At 71.4% G+C, this 4,853-nt stretch carries 6 protein-coding genes; 5 read left to right on the top strand and 1 reads right to left on the bottom strand.

Going from position 1 to position 4,853, the window contains the following annotated elements; all coding sequences use genetic code 11:
• Positions 1-92 precede the first annotated feature (92 nt).
• The 5 genes from FV222_RS17490 to FV222_RS17510 all read left to right on the top strand — a co-directional run bounded on the left by FV222_RS17490 (position 93) and on the right by FV222_RS17510 (position 4,541).
• Positions 93-1,736, top strand: coding sequence for a formylmethanofuran dehydrogenase subunit A (locus FV222_RS17490; protein WP_147815282.1), 1,644 nt, complete (start codon positions 93-95; stop codon positions 1,734-1,736).
• A 33-nt stretch (positions 1,737-1,769) separates the two neighbouring features.
• Positions 1,770-2,723 carry a formylmethanofuran--tetrahydromethanopterin N-formyltransferase gene (gene fhcD / locus FV222_RS17495; RefSeq protein ID WP_147750987.1) on the top strand — a complete coding sequence of 318 codons (954 nt, stop codon included), beginning with the start codon at positions 1,770-1,772 and terminating at the stop codon, positions 2,721-2,723.
• Entirely contained in the window at positions 2,720-3,514 is a 795-nt protein-coding gene (locus tag FV222_RS17500) for a formylmethanofuran dehydrogenase subunit C (protein ID WP_147815283.1), read from the top strand. Before fhcD ends, FV222_RS17500 begins: the two co-directional genes overlap by 4 nt.
• Positions 3,515-3,821: 307 nt before the next feature.
• On the top strand, positions 3,822-4,028 hold the full coding sequence (locus FV222_RS17505; RefSeq protein WP_147750985.1) for a hypothetical protein: 207 nt from the start codon (positions 3,822-3,824) through the stop codon (positions 4,026-4,028).
• Positions 4,029-4,145: 117 nt separating this feature from the next.
• On the top strand, positions 4,146-4,541 hold the full coding sequence (locus FV222_RS17510; RefSeq protein WP_147763485.1) for a hypothetical protein: 396 nt from the start codon (positions 4,146-4,148) through the stop codon (positions 4,539-4,541).
• A gap of 7 nt (positions 4,542-4,548) precedes the next feature.
• On the opposite strand, the gene FV222_RS29780 is transcribed toward FV222_RS17510, so the two are convergent.
• Positions 4,549-4,725: a hypothetical protein gene (locus FV222_RS29780; RefSeq protein ID WP_187273587.1), complete on the bottom strand. Its 177-nt coding sequence runs from the start codon at positions 4,723-4,725 to the stop codon at positions 4,549-4,551.
• Positions 4,726-4,853 lie beyond the last annotated feature (128 nt).

Below are 4,853 nucleotides of genomic sequence, written 5' to 3' on the forward strand. Positions count from 1 at the left end.
GCCCTGACCTACCGGCCCGGCGCGGGCGGCGGCCCGTCCGCCGCCGACGTGCTGGCGCGCATCGAACACCATATCGCTGGGAAGGATTCCTGATGCTGATCCGGATCCAGGGCGGCCGGGTGGTCGACCCCACGGCCGGCCGCGACGGCGTCGGCGACGTCTGGGTCGAGGACGGTCGCGTCGTCGCCCCCTCCGAGCGGACGCCCGACCGCACCGTCGACGCAACGGGCTGCGTGGTGATGGCCGGCGGCGTCGAGGTGCACTCGCACATCGCCGGCGGCAACGTCATCACCTCGCGGCTGCTGCTGCCGGACCTCTACGTCAGCGAGACGGCGCCGAACGGCCACCCCTTCGCCCATGCCGGCGGGGCGGCGGCCTGGATCGGCGCCGCCTACGCCAAGATGGGCTACACCACCGCCGTCGAGCCGGCGATGCCGCCGACCCACGCGCTGGCGACCCAGCTCGAGCTCGCCGACATCCCGCTCCTCGACCGAGGCGCGCTCGCGGTGATGGGCAACGACGACCAGCTGCTGCAACTCTTGCGCGACGGCGAGAGCAAGGACGCGATCCGCGATCTCGTGGCGCTCAACGTGGCACAGAGCCGGGCGCTCGGCGTCAAGTGCATCAACGCCGGCGGTGCCTCCGCTTTCAAGGACGGCGTGCTGAAGCTCAGCCTCGACGACGAGATCCCGGTCTACGGGCTCTCGACGCGCAAGATCATGGGCTCGCTTCTCGACGCGGTCGAGGAGATCGGCGTGCCGCACCCGCTGCACGTCCACTGCAACAACCTCGGCCTGCCGGGCGCCGACGAAAGCTTCGTCGAGACGCTGGCGGCCGCGGAAGGCCGGCGCATCCACTTCGCCCACGCGCAGTTCTACGCCTACGGCGCCGCCGACCCGGCGAACCCCGGCACCGGCGGCTTCCGCTCGGCCGCGCGCCGCATCGTCGACGCGATGCACGCGAACCCGCACGCGACGCTCGACATCGGGCAGGTGGTGTTCGGCCAGACCGTCACCGTCTCGATGGACATCCTGCGCCAGTTCGGCGGCCGCAAGGGCGCCAACCCGAAGAAGTGGGTGCTGAACGCGGGCGACGCCGAGGGCGGCGGCGTGGTGCCGTTCCTCTACAAGCCGCGCGGGCCCACGAGCTCGCTGCAATGGGCGATCGGCCTGGAGATCATGCTGCTCTCGAACGAGCCCGAGCGCACGATCCTGACCACCGACCACCCGAACGGCGGCCCATTCACCGCCTACCCGCGCATCATCCACCTGCTGATGGACAAGGAGGAGCGCGACCGCGAGATCGCGACCTTGCCCAAGGTGGTGCACGAGCGCTCCTCGCTGCCCGAGATCGAGCGCGAGTATTCCTTCTCCGAGATCGCCGAGCTGACGCGCTCCGGGCCGGCCAAGCTGCTGGGCCTAGCCGACCGCGGGCACCTGCGCGACGGCGCGCGCGCCGACATCGCGGTCTACCGCGAGGACAGGAACCGCACCGCGATGTTCGCGAGCGCCAAGCTCGTGCTCAAGGACGGGGTGGCGATCGTCGAGGACGGCGAAATCGTGAACTGGCACGTCGGCCGTTCGCTCTCGCTCGTCGTCGAGTCCGACAAGGCGATGGAGCGCCGCACCGACGCCTACCTGCAGGACCGGTTCGGCCAGGGCCTCGACAGCTTCACTGTCCCGGATGCGGCCTTCCCCGAGGCCGATGTGTTCGAGGACGTGGCATGCCGGGCATGAACGAGCGGCTTCGCGTGAGGGACCTGAACCCGAATGTCTGACCTCACCCTCAACGGCATCCGCGTCGAGGACACCTTCGCGGAGGCGTTCGACGTCGCCGGCACCGCGATCGTCGTCACCAACGACACCGCGAAGTGGGCGATGATCGCCGCCACCACGATGACGGGCTTCGCCACCTCGGTGATCGGCTGCGGCGCCGAGGCCGGGATCGACGCCGAGCTCTCGCCCGAGGAGACGCCGGACGGTCGCCCGGGCGTGCGCATCCTGCTGTTCGGCTTCGAGCCGAACGGGCTGAAGGAGCAGCTCCTGAAGCGCGTCGGGCAGTGCATCCTCACCTGCCCCGGCACCGCGTGCTTCGCCGGCGTCGAGGGGCCGACCAAGATCAAGCTCGGCGGCGCGATCCGCTACTTTGGCGACGGCTTCGCCATCGCCAAGCGCCTGCCCGACCACACCGGCAAGATGCGCCGCTACTGGCGCATCCCGGTGATGGACGGCGAGTTCCTGTGCGAGGATTCGGTGCGCGCGGTCGACGGCGCGGTCGGCGGCGGCAACCTGCTGTTCCTCGGCCGCAACCACGCCGAGACCCTGAAGGTGGCCGAGGTCGCCGTGGAGGCCGCGAAGGCGATCCCCGGGGCGATCCTGCCCTTCCCCGGCGGCATCGTCCGCTCCGGCTCGAAGGTCGGCGCCCGCACCAAGGGCATGATGGCCTCGACCAACGACGCCTACTGCCCGACGCTGAAGGGCCGGGCCGGCTCGGCGCTGCCGGCCGAATGCGGCGTGGTGCTGGAGATCGTCATCGACGCGCTGACCTCTCAGGGCGTTTCAGATTCGATGCGGGCGGCGCTGCACGCGGCGACCGAGGTCGGCGCGCAGCACGGACTCGTGGCGATCACCGCGGGTAATTACGGCGGCAACCTCGGGCGGCACCATTATCGCCTTCGCGATCTGCTTGAAAAGAATCCTGCCGTGAAGGAGACCGAAGCGTGAGCGTCCTCTCCCTGCGGCAGGCGCCCCCCGAGCGCCTCGACTTCCTCGACATCGCCCCCGCGACCCTGGCCGCGCTGTCGCAAGGCGAGGCCGAGCGCCTGCCGATCGGCACGACCCGGCGCGGCCTCGTCCTCGGCGACTGCTTCCAGGTGTCGCTCGACGGCGGCGACAGCCTCACCATCGAAGGCGGTCACGAGCGCCTCGACCGCGTCGGGGCCGCGCTCGGCCAGGGCACGATCCGCGTCGTCGGCGATGTCGGGCAGCGCCTCGGCGAAGGCATGGCCGGCGGCACGCTCACCGTCACCGGTAACGTCGGCCCGTATGCGGGCACCGGCGCGACCGGCGGCACCATCACGATCGAAGGCGATGCCGGCGACCATGCCGGCGGCGCGGTCTACGCGGCCAAGGCCGGGCTCGACGGCGCGACGCTGATCGTCAAGGGCACGGCCGGCCGCCACCTCGGCGACCGCATGCGGCGCGGGCTGATCCTCGTTGAGCGGGCCGGCGACCACGCCGGCTCGCGGATGATCGCCGGAACGATCGCGGCGGGCTCCGTCGGCGACCACCCCGGCTTCGGCATGCGCCGCGGCACCCTCCTTCTCGGCAGCCACGGCCGCCTGACGCCGACCTTCGTCGAGACCGGCACTCACGACCTCGTCTTCCTCCGCCTCCTGGCACGCTCGCTCCAGCGCCTCAGCCCGCGCCACGCCGAGATCGCCGCCGGCCCGCTCCGCCGCTACTCCGGCGACCTCGCGACGATCGCCAAGGGCGAGATCTGGGCGGCGGCTTGAAGTGCGGCCCCTCTCATGGAGGGGCATGTCGCATTCACGCCGCGTCGAACGCCTCCGCCGTGGCGACTGGATCGCAGGTCACGCAACGTGGCCCCCTCTCCCGAACGGGAGAGGGGACCCGCGTTCGATCCGGCGACGCATTGGGATACGTGAAGGCGAGCCTCCGAATGGGCGGATGAGCCGCGCTGGACATGCGGTGATTCGCGTCGGCGCGCCGCGAGATATCTCCGTTTGCCGTGCCGCGGCGGCGCCTTAAGGTCGTCGCAACCCGGCCACGGAGCCGGGACGATGCGAGGACGCCCCGCCGATGCTGATCCTGCTGTCCGCCTGCCTGCTGTCGCAACCGACGCAGTGCCACGACGACCAGATCCCGATGTCCTACCAGGGCACCAACCCGTTCATCTGCCTGCGGCACGCCCAGAGCGTGCTGGCCGAATGGCAGGCGGCCCACCCCGAGCTCCATGTCGCGAAGTGGCGCTGCGCGGTGCGCGGAACGGTGCCGAGGGACCTGTGAGCGGCGTCCGCCGAAGCTGAACGGTTGCCGACCCACGCGCTCGCGCACGGTTCAGACTCGGTCGATCATCCTCCGGACTTCGATGGCCGCCGGCCACGCACTCCGCGAGGACATGTCGTGTCGCTTCTCCGTTTTCGTCTGGCCGGGCTCTGCGCCTTGGCGCTTGCCGGCCAGGGCCTCGCCACCGCCGCGCGGGCCGCGGACTTCGACGGCCCCTATCCGCCGCGCCCGCCGGAATACGCCGAGCCCGCGTATCGCGAGCCGCCTCCCCCGCCGACGTTCCGCCGCCCGCACTTCACGGTCGGGCCGGACTTCGAGCCGCCCGAACGCTGCCGCAGCTTCGTGAAGCGCCGAATCGACGCGTACGGCGAGGAGGTTTTGCGCCGGGTTCGCGTCTGCGACGAGCCCGGCGGTTACGACGAGGGTCCACGGCGGCGGCCGGTGTTCTACGACCATCCGCCGCGTCCGCCGGCCGACATCCCGGATCGCGAATGGGGCGGTCCGCGCTGGTAGCCGGGCGTCAGGCGCGGATCGGCGCCTTCTTCAGCGCTGCGGCGAAGGCCTTGAGCTGGCGGTTCAGGTCCGCCAGCTCGTTCAAAGCGATGGTCTTGTGGCCGTCCTTGACGGCGCGCTCGATGTCCTCGACCTGCGAGGCGGCGAGGCGCCGGAGTGCGGTGGCGACTTGGTCACGGGTCAACGGCGCCTCTCCCGGCACGACGCTTGGGGGAGGTTCGGTGATAGGTCGACAGGCTTAACCGTTGGTGTGCGGGCCGCCTGCGGAGGCGCGGATCAGTCGTCCGGCGCCGTCGTCGGCGGCGCCAGGGC

The sequence above is a fragment of the Methylobacterium sp. WL103 genome (assembly GCF_008039885.1).
Classification (GTDB): Bacteria; Pseudomonadota; Alphaproteobacteria; order Rhizobiales; family Beijerinckiaceae; genus Methylobacterium; species Methylobacterium cerastii.

Coding starts and splice junctions, on each gene's coding strand:
- FV222_RS17490 (WP_147815282.1), top strand. CDS start 93: ATGCTGATCCGGATCCAGGGCGGCCGGGTGGTCGACCCCACGGCCGGC.
- fhcD (WP_147750987.1), top strand. CDS start 1,770: ATGTCTGACCTCACCCTCAACGGCATCCGCGTCGAGGACACCTTCGCG.
- FV222_RS17505 (WP_147750985.1), top strand. CDS start 3,822: ATGCTGATCCTGCTGTCCGCCTGCCTGCTGTCGCAACCGACGCAGTGC.